We start from the raw sequence: 19,317 nt of genomic DNA, 5'->3' as shown, positions 1-19,317 counted from the left end.
CTATGCCTGCCCTGCGACGCCGCCAGGGTGGGCATGCCCGACGGCTACGGCGTCTACGGTGTGCTCGATGACGACGGCGAAACGCTGCTGTGCCACGAATGCGGCGTTCGCGCCGCGGCCCTCCACAGGCACGCCTCCTTCGTGCACGCGATGACAGCCGAGCAGTACCGCACGGCACACGGGCTGCGTCGCACACAGCCCCTCGTGTCGACGGCCGTCAGGAACAAGCAACGCGCGGCCGCGCTACGACGCATGGAGCGCAACCCCGCAGGGTGGGCGCGCCTGGAAGCGGCCCGCGATCCGTGGGCCGCCGTCGACGCGCGTACCCCCGAGGAACTGCGCGGCAACGCGGCCAGCCACGCCGGCCGCCTCGCCCACCCAGGACCTGCGGCCAAGCCGCTGAAGGCACGCGTGTGCGTGCGATGCGGGACCACCTGGACACCCCCCACACCCGCCCAACGACGACGCCGCACGTGCGACGGGGAGGAGTGCGCGCGGATGCAAGGCCCCTACCGACGTCCCCTCGCAGCGGACGAAATCGCCGCCCTGCGCGACGCCTCTGCCGATCCGGACGAACGAATGCGCCTGGCCGTGGCGCTCACCGAGAGCGGGGCATCCCAGAGGGCAATTGCCGCAGCCGCAGGGATGGACAGGGTCAGACTGCGCAAAGCCGTGTGGCAGGCACGCAACCCGGTGCCGGGGGTCAGCGGTTCGGGCCACGTTGCGGCCGGGGATCGCGCTGCCGCGCGGCGCGGTCCGGCTGCGGAGGACGATCCTGCGGGGCGCAGTCATGGCTGAGGAACTCGGGGCTGTCCGCAGCCGTGCGGTGTCCGCGCAGCTGACCGCAGCCGGACGAGACCGGGCTCGATCGATTGTGACGGCCCATGAGTACCGAGGTTCACGATGGCGACACGAAGAACGCGATCTCGTACGGCGCCGCGGCGCGCACCCTGCCCCGATTGACGTGAACGAGTTGCCACACGCCATCGGCTCGGCGACCACGTCGGCGAGAGCGTCGCCTCCGCATTTCGTACCCACACACAGGACATCCCGCCGCGCGCAGACCGAGCAACGGCCTGCACCGCTTCCCCCGTCACCACCGTCCGCACCGGTCCTTTCGACACCCACACACCCGGAGTCCGCCATGACCACGCCCCGCCCGCCGGCCACCCCCACCGGTCACCCGGCCGAGCACTTCCACCGGCTGCGCACCGACGCCCGAGCCCGCGACCTTCTCCAGGCCCGCTCCGCGATCCAGCACGCCATCCGCCGCCGACTCGACCTCGACGGCCACACCCACGTCGACACCCCACTGCTCCAGCACCGTTCCCCCGCCACGCGCCCACACGTGACGACCCGCCACCGGGGACCGGACCGGGTCCTGCGCGACCAACCGCCGTACCTGCGCGCGATGCTCACCGCCGGATTCGCCCGCGTCTACGAGATCGCCCGCACCCGCAACGAACCCGCCGACGCCACCCACACCGGCGAGTACACCCTGGTCGAGATCCACCGGGCCCACGCCGACTACGTCACCACCCGACACCTGATCCAGAACCTTGTACGCGCGGCCGCCGACGCCATGCCCTGGATCGAACCCGCCACCGGCGCAGGGCCGCCGCGCATCGACTGGGTCCAGCCCTGGGCGGTGACCACCGTCCACGCCGCCGTCGGCGCGGTGGTCGCCGTCCACATCACCCCCGACACCGACACCCCGGAACTGCTGCGCCTCGCCCGGAAACACGGCCTCGACCCCGACCCGGCAAGCAGCGCGGACGAACTTCTTCTGCACCTGTACGACAACCTCGTCGAACCCGCCACCCACACCCCGACGTTCCACATCGACTTCCCCGCCTCGCAGGCCCCCCTCGCCCAGCCGTGCGCCCACGACACACGCCTCGCCCAGACATGGGACCTGGTCGTCGCCGGCATCCACGTGGCCACCTCCTCCACCGCACTCGCCGACGGCGCGGCACTCCGCGCCCGACTGGCGGCGAACACCCCTCGAGTCGACCGCGACGAGCCGGCGACGATCGACGACGCCTGGCCGGCGGTGTTCGACGCCCCCATGCCCCCCTCGGGGAACCTGCGCATCGATCTGGACCGCCTGGTGCAGGTTCTCACCGGCGCCGAACGCATCGACGACGTCCAGAGCCGATGAACCCCACGGACCGCCTCGCCGCCGACACGACCGAAGACGGCGGCGCGCAGGGCAGGATCACCGCGGATCGCGCGTCTTTCGTGCGCTGCGATCGCGGCCGTCCCCGCCCGGCCCGGCCGACAGCTCGTCCTCGTCGTGTCCCGGAGCGGCGACCCGTTCCCCGTGCGCGTGGTTGCGAGCCACGGCCATTGCCGCCCCCGACCGCCCAGCCGGACACGTCCACGGGGAGCCACTCCCGCCCCGGGCCACAGGATCGCGACCCGCCGAAGTCGATTGTTCGCATCCTGCCGACGCGCGACCATCCTCGGATGGACGTGGACGTGGATCGGACGCTGGTGCGGGTGGTGCAGACCTGTCACGGTTTTCCGTCGCAGTGGGACGCCTGGACGGTGTCCGGCCGGTACCTGTATCTCCGATACCGGCACGGCGAGGGCAGCGTCGAATGGCATCGCGGCCCGGACGTCTCGGACGACACGCCCGAGACGTGGGACGAGGGACTGTCGGGGCTCCTGGTCGAATGGGACGACGGCACCGACGGCGGTGAGATCGCCCTCGAGAACTTCCTCGCGGCAGCCGGCCTGGTGCTCGCGCCGGATGCCGCGGTCGACTGAGCTCGCGACCCTCCGATCGGGCGCGGAACCGGACGCCGGGTGCCGCCCCAGGAGACCGCCGAGGGTCGCCGGGAACACGCGGTCCGCTCGGCGGGCGGGATGAGCCGCTCGAACCGATACGCGCATGTCGACGCCGCGATGCGCGAGTTGATCGAGGCGCCGGCCCGGCTGACCCGCGCCCGTCCCCTCCGAGTCCTACAGTGCCGGAATCCGCCACACCTGCACACCGGAGGAAAGTCGTGGGAACACCGAGCAGTCCGCCCGACACCGAGTCGTCGTTACCCCCGACCGGCGACGCCGCGCCGAAACCGCCGCACAACCCGCTCGCCGTCCTCGCCTCCATCAACGGCAGTCCGGCGCGGGCCCGCGCGGCCGTGCCCGGGATACTCCGACGACCACGACCCCTCACCCGGCCACGCGTCGCCGCGCTCCCCGCCCCGGCGACGACGACCCGGTGGACCACCCGGGTCGGTGCACGGCATGGGTCCACGCCCTCGTCGTGGGGGAACCGTGGTCACCGGGGCGCGACCCCGTGACGAGGGATCCATCGGGCTACGCCACCCCCTGGTTCTTCGCCCCGGCCCCGGAACAGCCATGGGACGTCGGCCTCGACGAGCTCGTCGCCTCCCTCGAACAACGACCCGATGCCCACTGGTCGCTCGGCGAAGGCTTTCGCAGCGAGCCCCTGCTCGACGTGTGGTTCCCCCTCGGACCCTGGCTGTTCCAGGGCTCCTACACCCCGCATCCGTCCTCACTGAGCATCCGCATCTGCGACGTGCACGCCGCCACCGAGGTGTTGACCACCTGGTTCCTCCCACTGCTCCCCGAACGGGTCACGAGCGTCGTCTTCAACACCGAGGACGGAGTCGAGAACGGCTACGCCGACGTCGACTTCACCCTCCCCTGCCGCAACGGCCGCGACGCCCTCGTCGACACGCTCTCCCGACACCTCCGACACGTGTGGGCCGCCGGCGGAGGCCCTCCGGCGCCGCGCGCCCACGGCTGACGCCGGCCGAACACCCGCCGGCATCGGGCCGGAACCGGCCACCGAAAACCCGACACACCAGCCTCGAACCGCGTGATCACACACCGGTGGCATCCCCACGCCGTCCCGGTGTTCGAATCGACGTGCCGGGATGCCGACGTGCCCCGGGCACGGCTCGATCGTTGAACCGACCGAGCGCCCCCATCCGGGAGCACACGATCCACACCGTCACACACCCAACCCGGCCCGCACACGCCCCGATCCCGACGTCCACACGGCGCAGTCCCGGGTCGGCCGACGCGCACTCACCCCCCGCCCGACATCGACGAGCCGGAGTCCACCCGTGTCCGTGCCCCGCTTCCGCCTGGCCTGCTGTCTGTGCCGCAAGCCCATCCCGCTCTCGACGGACGTCTACGCCCTGGACGCCGAGTGGCAGCGCCGGTATCCGGCCATGCTCGGCATCCTCGCCTGCCAACGCTGCGCCCTGTCCACCGGCTGGTCGAGCTGCAAGGGGAGCGACGGCGTCTACGCGGACGGCCACATCCCGGCCGCTCGGGCACGGTGCGACGTCGACGCCTGGAGTCACGTTCTCGGTATGGGCACCCACATCGGCATGGTGCAGAACCACCCGCGGTCCGCGCTGCTCCAGGGCGCGGAACCGTATCTGCGGCATCTGGCGCAACGCCCGAGGGTGGCTCCCGCCGTGGCTCTGCGACTGCGCGCGATCCTGGACGAGTGGGACGCCGCGCCCTCGACGGATCGAGTACGTCCCACCGGAGGCGTCGCGCCGTGCGAAAGCCCCCTGCGGTAGGCGTCGTTCCCGCCGCCGCAATCCACTGTCGTCGGCCACCGGCGAGGCCCCGAGGCGGCAACGGTTGACGACGACCGTGCCCACGCACTCGACGCCGGCCCCGCCCGGCGTGCGTCGGCATCGTCGCGCAAAGCCCGGGCGATTGTGACCGCGTCGGGATTGCCCAGGGCGAAGCCGCGGGCCCGGTGGGCGAGCGCACGGCCTTGGACGCGGTCGTCGATCGGCACGTCCACGCCCGTGATGCCCGTCCCGGCGATGCCCGTTCGCGAGCGCCGGGGCGCCGAACAATCGGCGGCGGCAGGTCGGTCAGCCGCCGGCCGGGGCCCGGCACCGATCGGATGCCGCAACCGCAGCTCCACACCGGGAAGTCCGGTCGAGCGGGACATCCCGCCGTGGACGCCGATCCGCGCCTCTTGGCCGCCTACGCCGCCGCCGTGCACCTGGACATCACGCCCGGCTCACCCACGCCGGCGTCCCCGCCCCGGTGGTACGGAAGGCGTTGGTCGCCTGCGGCGGCGAAGCAGCCGCTGTGCCCGCCTGACGCTCGAAACAGTCGGGTAGACCACCGTGCGCCCAAGCACCGCCGAGTCCCCCACCCGAAAGGAAGGTTGGGGGACTCGGCGGCGGGACTTCGCACCGCAACGCCATCCGGAGCGCCTCGCGGCAACGAGAGCGACTCCGTCCCTGATCCCTACTGATCCTGAAGCGTCGGGGCCGTGGAGCAGCGACATCGCCAGACTGCCCGCGCGGCATCGACACCGCGAGCCGAACCCGCGTCCACGAACGACCCACGGCGGCGCGACGGTCCCCGGACCTGCGGAAACATCATCCGAAATCGGATGTCGGAGAGCCGGACGATTCCGCAACAACCCGCGCACCCGCCCACGTTCGCGGGCCTGCGCGACGACAGCTACGCCTCGCCCTCCGAGGGCGGCGAGTTGCCCCGACCCAGGCGGCGATCTCCCACGCCTCGTCATCGGTGAGCGCCTCCAGCGACACCCGCCGGCATACGAAGGAGTTCAGCCGCGGCGTCTTCTTCGCCAAAGCAACGCCCACTGGGGGAACCGATCCCCACGTCCACTGCGTGGTCGTCCGCCAGGGCCTCGAGATACTCCAGGCATTCTCGGGGGAGGCCGTCGACGGCCCGTTCGAACTCGACGGTGACGCGAGGAGCTCGCCTACCGGGGCACAGCCCCGACCACAACGCATGCGCCACTGGCGCGTGGTCGGCCCGGTCCGGAACGCCAACCACAACTCTCGCCCGGCCGGGGATCCCTCCTTGAGGGCCGACGCGACGGCGGTGGAGAAGCATAAAGGATCAGCGCACGGTGCGGGTACTCGACGGCGCAGCCCCGAGGCGCCAATCGGACGCCTTGTGTCCGGCGAACGTGACACCGCTGGCAATCTTCGCCGTGGCTTTGGCGGCCCTGGCGCAGGCAGGATGAGCGAGTCCGTACTTCTCGGTCGGCCTCAACGCGGTCCCGGCACGGTAGTTGCGTTCACACAGGAGGCACGTGCCGGCGGCGGGTGCGGCGACCTCGCCGGGCTTCGGCGGTCGAGGACCGCGCACCTGGACGGGAACGGATCCCGTCGACGCCGGATTCTTCTTCTTGCCGCCGTACCGCTTCGCACCCTTGCCGGCCTTCCCGCCCTTGCCTGCGGCAGACCCGCTCTTGCCTGTGGCGGACCCGCTCTTGGGCTCCGGGCGCAACGGGGGCAACCCCGGTGCGCACGCGGCATGGGCCCAGCCTTGCGCGGTGCGCACGCGTGTGCCCGACGCCGGGTCGAAGCCCTGCCCGCACGCCGGGCATCCGCGTGACCGCGCCTGATCGGGCGGGCGAGGGGACTTGGGCTTCTTGCGTCCCGAGACGGGGATCGGTGGTTGGGTCTCTCGGGTTCCGTCCGGCCGGGTGATCACGACGCGTCCGGCGCGGGGGATCTCACCGGTGAGGCCCTCGGGCTGCCTTGGGCGATACGTATTGCGTGCGCTCGGGCTCTCGCGCCGAGGGGGTTGAGACGACACGAACGGCAGCGTAGAGCCGGTGACTCGAACCGTCGGAACCTTCCGGGCCCGTGTGGGTGAATCCGCATTCTTTGGGGCGGTGATGTGGCCACGAAGGAGTGAACTCGGTGGTCCGACCGAGGGCACCCCGGCCGTCCCGCGATGCGAGCAACGCATCGGCAACATACCCGCCATGACCATCGAGACGGCCGACAATTCCGAAGACATGCTGCGCGACGACGCTTATGTGGAATCAACCGGGGCTAGACATTTCCTTCGGATCTCCTGGTTGACCAGTTGATGGCCGCGAGGTGGAGTCCGGCGAAGAGATGTTGGTCTTGTCGTAGCGGGTGGCAAGGCCGGGCCGGCTTGAGTGTGTGGAGTACGTCTGATCGGTCGAGACCTGCGGCCCATGACCGGCTGAAGGCGGGTGGGTAGTGGGACTGGCCAGGCGGGATGACGAACGTCAGCGGCCGTCCGTGGCGAGTTCGTTCTTGATGGTCAGTCCGCCGCGCGGCCGTTGGAGGGTACGGTCGGCGGGGCCCTCGAAGACAGTGTGCTGCGTTGCCCCTCGCCCGGCGGTTGATTCGTCCGTTGGGTGGGGAGGGTTGAGGACGACGGGACGCGATGACGGAAGGGCAGGGCATCCCGCCGCTAGTCGAGCATTCCACCCCTTTTGGCGATTGGTGGTTCTCGCGTATGACCGCCCAGCACTCCCAGAAGATCATTGCGGGTGCATCTTTCTGGCCGCTTGCGGATAGATATCGTGCGGCCGAAATTCGGAAATCAGGCTACCCCGGCGGGGGTTGGTTCAGGGAGTTCGACCCGCCCACCCTGTCTCAGATCAGGGCACGGCGTGATATCGGGAAGCCCTACACGCCCAAAAAATACCCGATGCCGGGGGACTGGCAGAAAAAAGAACCCGATCATCCGCTCATAACCCTGGCCAAGGTGGGCCACCTAGTCTGGAAGTGGCAGAAGGAGCGCCCTGAGCGTGAGGCCGATCGGCGAGAGTACGAGAGAGGGGTCGCACGGGTCCGCGAGAAGCGCAGGTCGGTGTCGCACCTTCCAGATCGCTGGGGGAGGTTCCTCCACGAGATCGGGGGGACTGCCTGCCCCCGTCCGACGACGGTACGCCGAGCAACTGGGACCCCGTCCGGCTCGGGGCGCAGACCCCGAACTGGAATCCCCTCTTGTCCGAAGTCGGCGCAGCGCACGTGCGACTGCGTGAGCTCGCAACCCTTCCGCCGAGCACAGAGGTCTACGAGGAAGGGGTCGTGATGCTTACCGACCTCTCCCGGCGCATTGCGGATTGGGTGGAGGTCAACTATCGGCACCTGCCGCTGCCCCCACAATTCCCCTCAGGGGGGTACTGGAAGTACACGCTCCGGGGTTCCTTGGAGCTCTATGCCACCTACATGCGCGACCTGGCTCGGTTCGAGTTCGGCGAGCTACCCGATGTGGCCATTCCTAAGTTCAATAAACGGGGGGTCGAATGGGAAGATCTTTCCCCGATACATGCTGCCGTAGGGAGAGCGTATCTCGAAGTAGCGGAGACAGTAACGGCCTGCGCCCCCGCCCTCGGGCGACTCCTACATGTCCATAACACGGTGCGTAAAGGCAGCCCCGAAATGGACGCGGACATCGAGGCTTTGGGTTCTAACCTGCTGCTGCTGGACACTCGGCTCCGCACCCGGCTTCGCAGCTGATAGTTGTGGCGCAGAGGGCTCGTCCCAGGCATGACCGCCAAGTTCCAGGGCAGCTTGGTGCTGCTCTGGGCCAGCCATGCGGCCTGCGCCTAGCTTGGAGCCATGGTCGATGTCCCGTGGGGCAAGTTCTCCATCCTGGCAGCGGATCAAGAAGCCCGCAGGTGGCTGCAGTTCATGGCGAACATCGGACGCGCACCGAACACGATCGACGCGTACGGCCGTGCTGTGGACGACCATCTTCGCCGCGGAAGGTACGGAAGCGCTGTACGCGAAGGCGGACACGGTGGCGGCGTGGATCGGGGAGATGCTGGAGCGCACTCCTGGCTGGCCGCAGGGGAAGGGGGCGAGTCGTGCCGGTCAGAGACTGGCGAACGCGACGGTGCAGCAGCGGCTCGTGGCGGTCCGCTCCTTCTATGAGTTCCTGGTGGAGGACGGGCTGCGGGAACGCAACCCGGTCCGCCGCGGGCAGTCAGGACGACGCGGTCGTCGGCTCAAGCGGGGTCTGGTGCGGCGCATCGAGCAGGCTCCGTGGATACCGACGGAGGCTGATTGGTAGCGGATCCTGGAGGCGGCTCGCGCCGAGCCACTGAGGAACCGCCTGATGGTCTCGCTCGCCTACGACGGCGCTCTGCGGCGTGAGGAACTCGTCCAGCTCTCCGGGGACGACTTCGATCCCGCCTACAGCCTGATCCGGCTCCGGGCGGAGACGACGAAGTCCAAGCGGTCGCGGGAGGTCACCTACGGGGAGGCAACCGGGCGGCTGTTCATGGCCTACCTGGCCGAGCGACGCAGTTCGGTCGGCAGGGTCGCCAGGCCGCTGTTGCGGTCGATGTCGAACCGGAACCCGGGTGGTCCGCTCGGAGCGTCGAGCTGGTCGAAGTTCGTCGAACGCCTCAGCAGCACGTCGGGCGTCAACCGCCTGTCCACGCACACCGCGACCTGGCCACGACCATGCGCTATATCCACCTGTCCGGTCGTGAGCTCGCAGCACGCTTCCACCTGGCCAACACCACCCTCCACGCCGACCGCGAGCGGCTCCTCGCCCGTCTTTTGGAGACACCGTGAACCACACCCCCGGCCACCGGCTGACCATGCATCTGCTGCCTGACCTGATACCGACGGATGTGACCGCGCTGGAGTACATAGCCCCGTTGAATGCGATGTACGCCCGCTCGGCGGCGGATCGGGGCCGCCTGATCATCCCGATCGACAAGGTTCGAACGACGAGCCGTTCCTGGAATCCGGTGAGCATGCTCCGCGAGCTTCCGGCGTCGCGGCCGAGAGCGCACGGTATCTGGCCCTGCTGTGGTGCGTGCGGGGTCGTTTGCCGTGACGACTGGGTCGGTTCCTCGACGAGGCGACAGACGTCGGTCTGTTGCGGGGCACCGGTATCGCCTACCAGTTCCGCCACCGCGAACTTCAGGAGTGGCTCGCCCGTCATCCTCGTCCTTGACAGGGCGTGGTCGATGCCACGTCCTCCCGGACTCGTGCCTGACGTTACGATCGGCGCGCAGGCGCCCGCCCCGGCGACCGCCCGCCGTGCCGCGCCGGACCCCGGACGCGCGTTCACTCGATGGGGCGTGCCGGACCCCGCGACCGCGATGCCGGGCAGCATGTGATCACGGTCCGGCACGAGCCTCTTCTCCTCGTGCAGCCGGCGGAGTGCCGTTCTCGGTCCCGATCTCGGAGGCCCCGAGTGAGGGTCGTCCGTGGGCCCGCCGATTGGGGCCGAGGCCTTCGGACTCCCGCTTCGAGGAGCCTTCGTGCCTCGCGGGGGTGTCGGAGTGCCGGGCTACGCTGGGCGGGCGATCGACCGCGCCGAGGCCACGCGAACACGCCCTCCGCGTCACACGCCCCGACGATTTCGAAAATGTCCCCTTGCATATGCAATCGCATATTCACCCGTGCGAGTGAAAGCCATCGGGGATGACCGTTCGGGTCTTCGGGGGCGGCTGAACGGATTCGACCGACGGCGACGTCGTCCCGGCCATTCGACGTCCTCGCGGTGATCGAATACGAAAGCGGATCGTCGCATTTCGATTCATCCTATTTTCGCGGACGTCCGTCGTGCGGGCGTTCGAGGAATTGAGGCCCGTATGTCCGGGTGCGGGGCGTTGGGCCGAATGCGTGGCGGCCGGCCGTTCCTGCCTGCTTGAATGGCGGGGTTCGACCCAATGAAAAGGCCCCGGGCGCGATACCAGCGCGCCCAGGGCCCACAATCCGAACGGATATTCCAATGCCCGAATCAATGCGTCGACGGTTCACTCGCGAACCGGCAACGCCTTTCGAATATAACATTCCACGTCCTCGTGGCGCGGAAACTCGCGGTATCGACGTCTGGGACGTGAGGCTGCGCCCGGGCGCGGTCGCGCCCGCCGCGGCACTGTCCTGGTGGGCCTCCTCGCCCGGCGCCGCGGTACATCCCGTTGTGGTGGGCCTGTCGGTGGCGGCCACCGTGTTCATGGGGCGCTCCACGATCCGCTGGGCGCGGATCCGCCTGCGCTGAGCCCGACGCCTCCCGCCGGTCCGCCGGCACGGACCTTGTTCTGCCCACCTCGCCGTGCCCGCCCGATCCCCGGGGCGGGCACGGCGAGGCGCCCGATCGAAGGAGATGGACATGGGCGCCGGCTCCCGCGCGACCTCCCCAACCTGCCGCGAATGCCGCAGGCACTTCACCCTGCCGCCCGCCCGCCGGGGCCGTCCCCCGGAATACTGCGGCCCGAAGTGCCGAGCGTCGGCGGCCAACACCCGCAAACGCGAGGGCCGCGCACGCGGCCGCGACACCCCCGACGACACCACCCCCGCCGACGTCCTCCTCACCCTGGCGACGTCGCTGGTGAAGGCATACCGTCGCGGAGCCGGAGCACGGCAACTGAACCACCTGCACGAGCAGTTGCACGCCGAGAACCTGCGACTGGCCGCGGCCCGGGTCGGCGCGAAACCCCGACCCTCCTCGCGCGACCCACGCCCGGCCGCCTCGATCACACCCTCGCCCCCCGCACGGATCCCGCCCGACCACGACCTCCCCGCGCAGCCGTTCGACCGAACCGCGCCCGCGAACGAACGGCCCCCGGATCACCTCTTCACCGCCGCCCCGCACACCCCGTTCACCGGCAACCCCGACATCGTCGGCGCGCCGCCGAACCCGCCCCCCGCCCCGCCCCGAACACCCCCCGCGGCCCATCCAGGGCCGCCCGACCCGCCGTGAGGACCTCGCCACCGCCCGATGACGCCCGCCCCCGCACACCACGGAGCAGCCCCATGACCGCGTCACCGCCCGCCCCACCCACCACCCGCGCCGCGTTCACCGCGTTCCGCCTGCGCCACCACCACCCCTATCACCGCTACGCCCACACCCGCGTCGAGGACCGCCACCGCGCCGCCGCCGCGGTCGAGGGCGCCTTCGACGAACTCGCCGCGCGGTGGGACGAGATCCTGCGCACCGCCAATCCCGCCCGCGACGCCTGGAGGGTGTTGACCGCCGCCGTCACCGCCGCCGCCGGATCCCGCGACCGCGCCGGCCGTCCCCTGCGCGACCTCGCGCGGGCCCTGCCGCCGGAACAGGTCGACGCCCTCGTCCTGCACTACCGCCTGGGCATGACGCTGACCACCACCGCCGACCTGATCGGCGTGGACGCCCCCACCGTCGCCCTGCGCCTGGTCCTGGCCGAGAGGGCCCTGCCGGCCGCGATGATCCGCGACCTCGAACGCGCCCACCCCGCCTGACCACCCGGCGCCCTCGTCGACCACCCCCGCGAAGCGGACGTCCCCGACGCCCACCGAACGCGCTTGCGAAGCCCACACGGGCGGTCGCGGGCTCGCCCCCGGCCCCCGGGGGCGGTCGCGTGTGGGCGCGTGCCCCTGTGCGAGCGTTCCGGCCCCACCGCGCGCCGCATTCCGCGCCGCCGCCGCGAAATCACCCCCACGGAAAGGCGGTTCACTCCCCGGAGTCGCCGCGGTCCTGTTCTCGCGGCCCCTAGCATGGGAGCCGTCACCCTGGCGGGAGGTGGCGCGGACGTCGAGGGGACACCATGCACGAGGACACGGACTTCGATCCGCCGCCCATCGACACCGAAACCCCCAGCGTCGCCCGCATGTACGACTACCTCCTCGGCGGCACCGACAACTACGTCGCCGACCGCGTCGCCTGCGAACAACTGCTGCGGATCGTCCCCGACACCCGCGCCCTCGCGCTGAACAACCGGGCGTTCCTGCGCCGGGTGGTGCGCGTCCTCGCCGACCGGTACGGGATCCGGCAGTTCGTCGACCACGGCTCCGGGCTGCCGACCCGCGACAACGTGCACCAGGTCGCCCAGGCCGTCGATCCCTCCTGCCGGGTCGTGTACGTCGACAACGACCCCACCGTCCTGGCCCACGGCCGCACCCTCCTGGACGAGGACGACGAGTCGACGCTGTTCCTGCAGGCCGACATGCGCCGCACCGACGACATCCTCGACCGGCCCCTCGTGCGCGAGATGATCGACTTCGACCGGCCGGTCGCCGCCCTGTTCGTGTCCGTCCTGCACTGCATCCCCGAGCAGGACGACCCCAAGGCGCTGGTGCGCCGGGTCGCCGCGAAACTGTGCCCGGGCAGCTTCCTGGTGGTGTGCCAACTCGTCAGCGACGATCCGAGCGTTCGCGAGGGCGTCACACGGTTCATGGCCGAGGCCACCGACGGCAACTGGGGCGAGGTACGCCCCCGCGAGGCCGTCCACGACTTCCTCGAGGGCCTGGAGATCATGCCACCCGGGCTGATGGAGGTCACCGACTGGCACCCGGACACCGAACCTCGCGTCCTGCAGAGCGACGACTTCATCGAATACGGCGGCCTCGCCCGCGTCCGGTGACCGAAGCCGCGACGCCGAACCCTCGTCGGGCCGCGGGCCGCACCGCACGTCCGTCTCGCGCTTCGATCGCGGCTGCGCGCCGGACCGTCTCCTGAAGGGCGGGACGATCGCGGAGGAGGTGCGTGCGGTGGGGACCGGAGGCGATGTGGGTGCCCGCCGGTAGGTTCGCGGCGTACCCCGGGAACGAGAGGCGTGGCATGGGCTTTTGGGGAGAGTACGTCGTGGCCCGCAGTGGCCGGTCGTTGTCGGAACTGGAACCGTTGAGCGCGGGCGTGTGCCGGGACGGCGACGAGGGATGCGTGGGTGTTCCCCGCGCGCACGGTGACGGCTGGCAGACGGTGGTCGTGCGTCACGGACTGCCGGGCCACACACCGCAGACGCTGCGGACGCTGGTGGAGCGGACCGGCCGGCCCGCGCTGGTGGTGTACATCTGTGACAGCGACACCGGATTCGTCCAGGGTTGGTCGGACGGGGCCGGCTTGTTCGAGACCTGGTACACGCCCGAACTCGCCGCGGACTACGAAGTCCCGAACGACATCTGCTACGAGGACGAGACCGGAATGCCGGGCACGGCCTACCAAGCCGCGTGGGACGCGGCGCACAGCCGCATCAGGGACGAGATGCCGCAGCGGGCCCGCGAGGCCTGCACCTGGGCGGTGGCGGCGGGTTGGCGCCCCGAGCCCGCGAAGGTGCTGGAGATCCTGTCGGCGGATTGCATCGAGTTCGCCGAGCACCACTTCTTCGAACTGCTGCGCGCGATGGGCCTGCCGACAGCCGACGCCTGACCCTTGCGAGCGCGACACAGCGCGGCGCTCACCACGCCGTGCCCAGGGGCAGGACGTCGGTGCACCGGCCGACCGGGAAGGTCGATCCTCGTGTGCGGACCGCGGCTCGCGCTCTGGTGACGGCGATCGAAAACCACGGCTGCGAGACCTGCCGTCCGGCCTGGACGCAGGCCTTCCCGGTGCGTCGTGCGCACCCTTCCTCGGCGCAATCGGACGCGGGGAAGCCCCTACTGTCGAACGACAGGTTCGAAGGGGTCGCTGGCCTGGATCTCGAAGAGGGGTTCTGTTCCGTGCCAAGGCTGGGGATCAAGGATCGCTCGCAGGTTCGTGATGCTGCGTCGCCAGCGCTCGCCTTCGCCGGATTCGTCCCAAAGCTCGGCGAGGTAGGACCCTTGCGACGCGGTCGAGCGCCTCCACCGCGAGAACGCGAAGGTCGTCAGGGAGCGCCGGCATCGGCTCTTTCGGGCCGCAGACGTCGTCGACGGGCTCACCCGTGGGCTGTCGAGCCGCGATCAGGCGGGCCGCGGCGACGGCTTCCTCGAGGTGCTCCTGGGCGCGGACCGCCGCGCGAAGGACCCGACGGATGACGGCTTCGCGTGCGCTCGCGTCCGTTTCATCCAGGGTGTGGGAGAAATCCGCCGCCGTGTCGTTCTCGAATGGCCCCATGCCCCAGGTGCCCATGCCGTTGACCTCCCTTGACAAGGTGGATCCTCGCACGAGCCGCCTGACCAAGTCGGGCGGTGGCCCCGGGCCCGGCCTGTGGTGGTGATGCCGCATTCGGTCCGGCGCGGGGCAGTGCCTCGGACGCCGGACCGGTTCTCGGGCCCGCCTTGAACGGCTCGTTGAACGCGTTCGTCGGGCGGCCTGCTGTTCGCGGTTGCGCCCGGGTCGGCGGTGCGGACGACGGTGGCTCCCTTGCGGGTGAGGCGTGTGGTGGTCACGGCGATCGCGGCCCGGCGACTGAAGAACCCGAAGTCCCCGCGGGGTGGCGGATGGTCCGCGGGGAGCGCGCCACGTGAAGCCGTTGCGTGACGTGGCGGATCGCGTTGACGTCGCAGCGGTGGTGCCTCCCCCGCCGCGCGTCGTCCGGCACTCAGCCGCTGGCGGCCCGCTGTTCGGCTCGGTACCGGTCGTGGGCTTCGAGGATCATCGCCTTGCTGCGGGCGCGTGATTCCGCCGCCAGGTACAGCGATTCCAGCAGCGCGCGGTAGCGCTCCACGTCCTTGGTCCGGCTGAGGTACGTGGCGGATTCGACGTGTTCGAGGTAGACGAGGTCCTGCGGCCCGCCGTGCTCGAACCGCAGGAGCGTCATCGACGAGGGAGGCGTCAACGTCGCGGACCTCGAGAACCGCACGATGCGCACCTGGACCCAGCGGCGTTCGATCGCCTGCAGGAGGAACCGCATCTGACCGGCCATCACCTCCGGCCCGCCCACCGGACGCTGGAGCACGCTCTCGTCCAACAACGCGATCAGCAGCTGGGTGCGTTGCCCGTTGCCGAGCACCTCCTGCCGCCCCCGCCGCAACAGCACCCGCTGTTCGATCTCGCGCGGGTCCGCGCCGGGGAAGCCGTTGGTGATCACCGCGCGCGCGTACTCGGGGGTCTGCAACAGGCCCGGGACCACGTGCACCTCCCACGTGCTGATCCGCGTCGCGGACTCCTCCAGGCTGATCAACCGTCGCACCCAGCCCGGGGTGACGTCCGCGTACCGGTGCCACCACGGCTTCTGGTCGGCCTTGCGCAGCAGGTCCTCGACGGTGGCCAGTGTCGCCGGGTCCCGCACGCCGTACGCCCGCACCAGATCCAGCACGTCGTGGTGCTTGGGCGGGCTCTCGCCCCGCTCCAACCGCGAGATCTTCGACGCCGAGCCGCGGATGATCGCGGCCGCGGCCTTCAACCCCATGTCCCGCTCCAGGCGCAGGTCCCGCAGCATCGACCCCAACACCTTCACCGCCGCGGCCGGCCGGTCGGGCAGCGGATCGACGTCGGAGGCGCAGCCGCGGGCGGCGGCCCCCGCGGCCTCGGGGGAAACGGACACGCGCGACTCCAGGAACGAGGGGGTGTGCGCGTCAGTATCCCAAACGCGCGCACCCTCGTCGGCCGATCTCCGGATCACACCGGAACGTTCCTCATTCGATCAGGTGGTCGAACTCGCCGCTCCTGGCCCCCTCCACGAACATCGCGATCTCCGTCCGCGTATACACCAGCGCGGGCCCGTGCGGGTCCCGCGAATTGCGCACCGCGACACCGCCGTCGGGCATCGCACCCAACTCCACGCACTGACCCGCCGCCGAACTCGCCGAACTCCTCACCCATTCCGACACGCCCAACGAAGTCGCCGGGGCACCGTTCACACCATCACGCACGACCGCCACCACATTTCTCACAGACCCGATCCCACGCCCCCGCGGGGCGCGAACACCGCCCGTGCAACGCCATATGCAATTGCATGAGCCGGTTCGAGAAGGCTAACCAGAGAATCGAACCGACAACGTCCCCCGAAAGGGTGGCTCTCGCGGCGATGCGACAGGTGGACCCGGAACGGGGGGCGTGGCGGGCCGGTTCAGGGCCGAAGTCGTCGTCGTGGCGAAGGAGATGAACGGTGGGGCACGCCGGGAGCGACCACCGTCGACGGCGACGGTCCTGGCCCTGTTTGTCGGCGGTGATCGCCACCATGGGGACATGAGCAATCCGAACCTGACCACCGGCAGTGTGTGGCGGCTCCACCACGGCGACCGGGAGGTTGCCCGGCTGACCGTGACCGGCGTCGACATGCCTTGGACGCACGCCGACGTCGAAACACTGCCAGGCTTCGAGGAGTTCCGTCCCCTCTTCGCCGAGCAGGAACGGGCCGCCGCGGAGGGGGACTGGGAGCAGGCCGACACCTGCCACACCCGGATTCGCAGCGCGCTCACCCTGACGCTTCCCGACGGCGGCCCGGTCGCCGAGTTCATGTTGCACATCCACGACGACGGCACCGCCGGCTGGCGTTGGCACGACGAGCCCTTCGATGCGGTGGACCGGTAACGCGCGGGAGCGCGGGCAAGGCGTGGGGGAGTGGTGTACCCGGGGTCGTGCAGCGAACTCCGGAGGGGAACCGGGAATCCGAAACGCGTCCGCGAAGCGCGATGCTCACGGTCGCTTCACCTCGTGCGATCGTCGAGACCACGGTGATCGTCGCCGAGTGTCGACGCAGCGTACGCACCGGCCGACAACCGTCTTCTACGCGGGGATTGCCCGTTCGAGGGCGAGGAGGACGTTTCTGACGTCCGTGGCGCGATGTCGGTGTGCGTCCAGGGCGGTGCGCAGGCGGCGCAGGAGGTCGACGCAGTGGACGGAGGCGATGGCGGGGGAGAGGTTCACGGTGGCGCGGGTGGCCCGGACGGCCTGGTCGAGGTCGCCGCAGGCGGTGTGGGCGGGGGCTTGGAGGGCTTCCTGCCGGGCGAGCCAGGACAGCTGCAGGGCCTCGGAGTGTTTGGCGCCCACGGTGGCCTGGTTGCTCATCAATGCGGGGATGCTTGCGGCGAGGGTGGCGTCGCCGGCGGTGCGGGCGGTGCGTGATCCGGAGAGGTACCAGCGCCGGGCGATACCCTCGCGTGGCTGTTCGTGGGCCATGAATCCGGCAGTCTGGGCGAGTTGGGCCAGAGCGGCGAACCATCGCCGGTCGGCCGCGGCGCCGTGTCGGGTGCGGCCGCGGAGCAGGCGGGCGACGACGGTGAACCGTTCGCCGACGAAGGCGGCGCCGAGGTATCCGTGGCGGTCGTCGAGGGTGCGGGCCTTGGCGACGATGTCGTCGACGAGGTCGAGGACGGGGTCGGTGTCCTGCTGCTCGGAACTGCGGGCGTGGCCGAGGGTCACCGCGAGGGCGTGTCGCGAGCTGCCGATGGGGCCGGGTCCCCACACGCCGACGAAGGCCCGGCGGGTGACCTTCGACCATTCGTCCAGGAGTCGCCGGGTGCCGTCGTGGCCCCACGGTACGTCCCACCGGGATTCGGCCGGATCGGCCTGGCATGTGCCGGTCCCCTTGCGCGGGGCCGGACGTCCTCGTCCGGGCGTCGGTCTCAGCGCGGGTGGACGAGTTCGAGGAGTTCGGTGACGCCGGGCGCGTCGCGGTGCTGGGCGAATCGGGGTGCGAGGGCGCGGACGAGGTCGACGCAGCGGGGTGCGCCGATGCGGTGTGCCAGGGTCAGTGCCTGGGTGGCGGCGGACGCCGCTTGGTCGATGTCTCCGTTGCCGAGGAGGGTTTCGGCTTCGTAGGTGAGGAAGATTCCGCGGGTCTTGTCGCGGGGGCGTTGCAGGGCTTGGAGTCCTTCGCCGATGAGGTGGTGGGCGTGGTTGTGGTGGCCCAGGTCGAGGAGGCAGCGGCCGGAGTCGACGGCGAGGTCGGCGTGTGACATCCACGAGCACCACGATGGTGGGGGTTCGGTTGTGCCGGCGTCGAGTTCGCGTTCGGAGACGGCCAGGGCCTGTCGGCAGGATGCGGCTTCGCCGAGGGAGGCGTGGGCGCGGGCCTTGCGCAGGTGGAGCAGTGAGCGGGCGGTGGGGTGGGTGGTGCGGGTGAGGGCGTGGTCGAGGATGTCGATCGCGGTGCGTGGGGTGTGGGTCCAGGTGGCTTGGTAGGCGAGGTCGGAGAGGATGCCCGCGCCCAGGTCGCGGTCGCCGCCGGCGTGGGCGCTGTGCAGTCCGGCGTGCCAGAAGCCGGCGGCCGCGCGGTGGGCGCCCTGGTCGAAGCGGTGCCAGCCGATGGTTTGCGCCAGTGACGCGGCCAGGACGTGGAGGCGGCGTCCGATGGCAGGGCTGTAGCGGGCGTCCGCGATGAGCGTGGTGACGGTTTCCAGGTGGGCGTCCAGCAGTCTTGCGGTGTGTTGGCGCTGCTCGGTGGCCAGTGTGGTCAGTCGCGCGCTGGTGGTCTCCAGCCAGACCAGGAGTTCGTCGTCGACGTGTTTCCCGGTCGGCCCGGTGATCAGGTCGGTGGGGTCGTGGGTGGCCCATTGGTGGGCGAGCGCGGCCAGGGCGGCGCTGCCGTAGGCGAACGTGCGGCGATCCATCGAGAATTTCAACGCCTCTCGGAGGGCGGGCACGGTGCTGTGCGCACCGAGAGGGATGGGGGTGCTGCGGCCGGGCAGCCAGTCCGGCCAGTCCAGGGCGCGGACGACGTCGGTCGGGACGTCGAACACTTCCGCCAGCAGTTCCTGGGATTCGTCGCTGGGGACGGTGGTGCGTTCCCACAGGGAGACGCGGTTCTTGTCCGCGCCCGATCGCAGACCGCGGGCGGCCGCGACGCGCGATATCTCGCGGGCGAGATCGGTCTGGGACCAGCCACGTTCGAGCCGGGCGTGGTGCAGGGGGTGGCGGATCGGTTTGTCCACGTATCCATCCCATCATGCAGTGTCACCGGCAGGGTAC

The 19,317-nt window shown here is 70.6% G+C and carries 19 protein-coding genes; 14 read left to right on the top strand and 5 right to left on the bottom strand.

The annotated features are described in order from the left end of the window. The first annotated feature begins 33 nt into the window (after positions 1-33). From ACFZBU_RS39355 to ACFZBU_RS39295, 13 genes are all read left to right on the top strand, one after another. Entirely contained in the window at positions 34-798 is a 765-nt protein-coding gene (locus tag ACFZBU_RS39355) for a MucR family transcriptional regulator (protein WP_391588566.1), read from the top strand. A gap of 346 nt (positions 799-1,144) precedes the next feature. After that, on the top strand, positions 1,145-2,161 hold the full coding sequence (locus tag ACFZBU_RS39350) for an amino acid--tRNA ligase-related protein (protein WP_391588565.1): 1,017 nt from the start codon (positions 1,145-1,147) through the stop codon (positions 2,159-2,161). Positions 2,162-2,469: 308 nt separating this feature from the next. Further along, on the top strand, positions 2,470-2,772 hold the full coding sequence (locus tag ACFZBU_RS39345) for a hypothetical protein (RefSeq protein ID WP_391588564.1): 303 nt from the start codon (positions 2,470-2,472) through the stop codon (positions 2,770-2,772). A gap of 532 nt (positions 2,773-3,304) precedes the next feature. Further along, positions 3,305-3,778 carry a hypothetical protein gene (locus tag ACFZBU_RS39340; protein ID WP_391588563.1) on the top strand — a complete coding sequence of 158 codons (474 nt, stop codon included), beginning with the start codon at positions 3,305-3,307 and terminating at the stop codon, positions 3,776-3,778. A 322-nt stretch (positions 3,779-4,100) separates the two neighbouring features. Then, positions 4,101-4,568: a hypothetical protein gene (locus tag ACFZBU_RS39335; RefSeq protein ID WP_391588562.1), complete on the top strand. Its 468-nt coding sequence runs from the start codon at positions 4,101-4,103 to the stop codon at positions 4,566-4,568. Between the two features lie 3,282 nt (positions 4,569-7,850). Continuing rightward, on the top strand, positions 7,851-8,279 hold the full coding sequence (locus tag ACFZBU_RS39330; protein WP_391588561.1) for a hypothetical protein: 429 nt from the start codon (positions 7,851-7,853) through the stop codon (positions 8,277-8,279). A 220-nt stretch (positions 8,280-8,499) separates the two neighbouring features. Next, a complete protein-coding gene (locus ACFZBU_RS39325; protein ID WP_391588560.1) occupies positions 8,500-8,835 on the top strand; it encodes a hypothetical protein in 336 nt (111 codons plus the stop codon). A gap of 45 nt (positions 8,836-8,880) precedes the next feature. Then, positions 8,881-9,387, top strand: a complete 507-nt coding sequence (locus tag ACFZBU_RS39320) for a site-specific integrase (RefSeq protein WP_391588559.1) — start codon at positions 8,881-8,883, stop codon at positions 9,385-9,387. A 1,236-nt stretch (positions 9,388-10,623) separates the two neighbouring features. Continuing rightward, the gene (locus tag ACFZBU_RS39315; RefSeq protein WP_391588558.1) at positions 10,624-10,785 is read left to right on the top strand and encodes a hypothetical protein; all 162 of its coding nucleotides are present in this window, start codon (positions 10,624-10,626) and stop codon (positions 10,783-10,785) included. Positions 10,786-10,896: 111 nt separating this feature from the next. Then, positions 10,897-11,487 carry a hypothetical protein gene (locus ACFZBU_RS39310; RefSeq protein ID WP_391588557.1) on the top strand — a complete coding sequence of 197 codons (591 nt, stop codon included), beginning with the start codon at positions 10,897-10,899 and terminating at the stop codon, positions 11,485-11,487. 53 nt (positions 11,488-11,540) lie between these two features. After that, entirely contained in the window at positions 11,541-12,005 is a 465-nt protein-coding gene (locus ACFZBU_RS39305) for a sigma factor-like helix-turn-helix DNA-binding protein (RefSeq protein WP_391588556.1), read from the top strand. A 305-nt stretch (positions 12,006-12,310) separates the two neighbouring features. Then, positions 12,311-13,126, top strand: coding sequence for an SAM-dependent methyltransferase (locus ACFZBU_RS39300; protein ID WP_391588555.1), 816 nt, complete (start codon positions 12,311-12,313; stop codon positions 13,124-13,126). Positions 13,127-13,323: 197 nt separating this feature from the next. Next, a complete protein-coding gene (locus ACFZBU_RS39295) occupies positions 13,324-13,911 on the top strand; it encodes a hypothetical protein (protein ID WP_391588554.1) in 588 nt (195 codons plus the stop codon). 306 nt (positions 13,912-14,217) lie between these two features. Here ACFZBU_RS39295 and ACFZBU_RS39290 read toward each other — a convergent pair whose 3' ends face one another. The 3 genes from ACFZBU_RS39290 to ACFZBU_RS39280 all read right to left on the bottom strand — a co-directional run bounded on the left by ACFZBU_RS39290 (position 14,218) and on the right by ACFZBU_RS39280 (position 16,277). Then, positions 14,218-14,592, bottom strand: coding sequence for a DUF4259 domain-containing protein (locus ACFZBU_RS39290; protein WP_391588553.1), 375 nt, complete (start codon positions 14,590-14,592; stop codon positions 14,218-14,220). Positions 14,593-15,004: 412 nt separating this feature from the next. Continuing rightward, positions 15,005-15,949, bottom strand: a complete 945-nt coding sequence (locus ACFZBU_RS39285) for a helix-turn-helix domain-containing protein (protein WP_391588552.1) — start codon at positions 15,947-15,949, stop codon at positions 15,005-15,007. Positions 15,950-16,040: 91 nt separating this feature from the next. After that, positions 16,041-16,277: a DUF397 domain-containing protein gene (locus tag ACFZBU_RS39280; RefSeq protein WP_391588551.1), complete on the bottom strand. Its 237-nt coding sequence runs from the start codon at positions 16,275-16,277 to the stop codon at positions 16,041-16,043. Positions 16,278-16,593: 316 nt separating this feature from the next. Here ACFZBU_RS39280 and ACFZBU_RS39275 point away from each other — a divergent pair, with 316 nt between their 5' ends. After that, positions 16,594-16,938, top strand: coding sequence for a hypothetical protein (locus tag ACFZBU_RS39275; protein ID WP_391588550.1), 345 nt, complete (start codon positions 16,594-16,596; stop codon positions 16,936-16,938). A gap of 195 nt (positions 16,939-17,133) precedes the next feature. Here ACFZBU_RS39275 and ACFZBU_RS39270 read toward each other — a convergent pair whose 3' ends face one another. Then, positions 17,134-17,769: a hypothetical protein gene (locus ACFZBU_RS39270; protein ID WP_391588549.1), complete on the bottom strand. Its 636-nt coding sequence runs from the start codon at positions 17,767-17,769 to the stop codon at positions 17,134-17,136. A 203-nt stretch (positions 17,770-17,972) separates the two neighbouring features. Further along, complete coding sequence (locus ACFZBU_RS39265) at positions 17,973-19,280, bottom strand: XRE family transcriptional regulator (RefSeq protein WP_391588548.1); 1,308 nt, start codon at positions 19,278-19,280, stop codon at positions 17,973-17,975. Between the last annotated feature and the right edge of the window lie 37 nt (positions 19,281-19,317).

Origin of the sequence: Embleya sp. NPDC008237, from assembly GCF_042956465.1 — a bacterium.
GTDB lineage: Bacteria > Actinomycetota > Actinomycetes > Streptomycetales > Streptomycetaceae > Embleya.
This window is presented reverse-complemented; position numbering and strand designations above follow the sequence as displayed.